This is a genomic window from Tahibacter caeni (assembly GCF_024609805.1).
Lineage (GTDB): Bacteria > Pseudomonadota > Gammaproteobacteria > Xanthomonadales > Rhodanobacteraceae > Tahibacter > Tahibacter caeni.
The window spans coordinates 1-1,865 of the sequence record NZ_JANFVR010000555.1 but is presented as its reverse complement, the minus strand read 5'-3'; the positions used below and the strand labels follow the sequence as shown (position 1 = coordinate 1,865).

The following is a 1,865-nucleotide window of genomic DNA, read 5'->3' as shown; positions in this document are numbered from 1 at the left end:
TCAGTGCGACGGCACTGGCGAAGTGGAGCAGCCGGCTGCAGCGAGAGGCGCGAGCGAAGCGGCGGCAGGCGCTGGTGCCGGTGCACGTCGTGGGCGAGTTGGCTCCAGCATCGGCGATGGTCGTACAGCACGGCGTATGGCGGCTCACGGTGCCGGTCGGAACGGATCCGCGCTGGCTTGCCACGCTGCTGCGCGAGCTGATCGCATGCTGAACCCGACGTCGTGGTGGATTGCGGTGGAGCCGATCGATCTGCGCCGCGGCATGGACGGTTTGCTGACGGCGATTACCCTGCAGTTCGGTCACGACGGATTGGCTGGTGGCGCCTACGTGTTCCGTAACCGCAGCGGCACGCGGATCAAGGTGGTCTGTGCCGACGGCAGCGGCGTGTGGATGTGCGTGCGGCGTTTGCGCGAAGGTCGCTTCGTCTGGCCGCGCAGCAACGATCGCGTCTGCGAAATCGACGCGCAAGTGTTCGCGTGGTTATGCACCGGCGTGGACTGGCATCGACTGTGCGCCAAGCCTCTGGTCGGCGCGCGGGTATGACCTTACGATCGGCGCATGCGTGTTGATGCACCGACCAACGATGATCTGCAAAGGCAACTGCGCGAAGCGTTGGCGGCGTTGGCCGAACGCACGGCGCTTGTTGCGGAACGCGAAGCACAGATCGCCGCGCGCGATGCGCTGCTGACTCAGCGCGACGCGCAGGTCAGCGAGATGGCTGCGCTCGGTGCGTATCGGGCCGCGCGCATCAAGGTGCTTGAAGCGCAGTTGGCGGCGATGAACCGTGCGATGTACGGCCGTCGTTCCGAGCAGCTCGATCCGGCCCAGCGTCAACTGTTCGAGGAGTCTCTCGAAGAAGACATCGTCGCGATGCAGACGGAACTGGAGACGCTCAAGGCGGAGCCTTCCGCACCGCGTCGCCTGCCCAGGCGTCTGCCGTTGCCGGAACATCTGCCGCGCGTGGAGGTTCGCCACGAACCGGCTTCCTGCACGTGCGCGCAGTGCGGCAATGCGCTGACGCCGATGGGCGAGGACGTCACCGAACAGCTCGACTGCAAGCCGGCCGAGTTCTTCGTGCGTCGTCACATCTATCCGAAGTACGCCTGCCGCACGTGCGAGACGGTGACGGCTGCACCGAGCCAGGCGAACGTGATCGAACGTGGCCGGCCGGCACCGGGCCTGCTCGCCCACGTGCTGATCGGCAAATACGCCGATCACCTGCCGCTGTACCGCCAGCAGCAGATCTACCAGCGCAGCGGTGTGGAGTTGGCCCGCTCGACCCTGGCCGACTGGACCGGCGCCGCCGGCGTCGCGCTGATGCCGCTGGTCGGTGCGATGAAGGCCGATCTGTTGCAGCGCCGGGTCATCCATGCGGACGAAACGCCGGTCGCGCTACTGGATCCGGGCGCCGGCAAGACAGCACGCGCGTATCTGTTCGCATACTGCGCCACCGACGGGCTGCCGATCACCGTGTTCGACTTCTGCACCAGTCGCAGCGGCGAGCATGCCAAGCGCTTCCTCGGTGCGTTCGGCGGCCGCCTCGTCGTGGACGACTACAGCGGCTATAAAGCCCTTTTTGCCCAAGGCATCACCGAAGTAGGCTGCTGGGCGCATATCCGCCGCCTGTTCTTCGAACTGCATGCCGCCAAAGCCAGCGCGCATGCTGAACCTGCGCTGCGCCACATCGCTGAGCTGTATCGGATCGAAGCTGAAATCAAAGGCCTGGATCCACCCGATCGGCTCGCCCGACGACAACGTGACGCGCGACCGGCGCTCGATGCGTTCCAGCGCTGGATCGACGACGTATCGCGCTCGGTCGCACCCAACAGCGGTCTGGCCAAAGCGCTGGCGCATACCCGCAAGC

The 1,865-nt window shown here is 66.2% G+C and carries 3 protein-coding genes; all 3 read left to right on the top strand.

Translation table 11 applies throughout. The annotated features are described in order from the left end of the window. Nucleotides 1–212: hypothetical protein (locus NON22_RS23730; protein ID WP_257389452.1), on the top strand; the 212-nt coding region annotated here is incomplete at its 5' end. Next, complete coding sequence (gene tnpB, locus NON22_RS23725) at nt 206–544, top strand: IS66 family insertion sequence element accessory protein TnpB (RefSeq protein WP_257389451.1); 339 nt, start codon at nt 206–208, stop codon at nt 542–544. The genes NON22_RS23730 and tnpB, both read left to right, overlap by 7 nt. 15 nt (nt 545–559) lie before the next feature. Next, on the top strand, nt 560–1,865 hold a 1,306-nt coding region (gene tnpC / locus NON22_RS23720), incomplete at its 3' end, for an IS66 family transposase (RefSeq protein ID WP_257389450.1).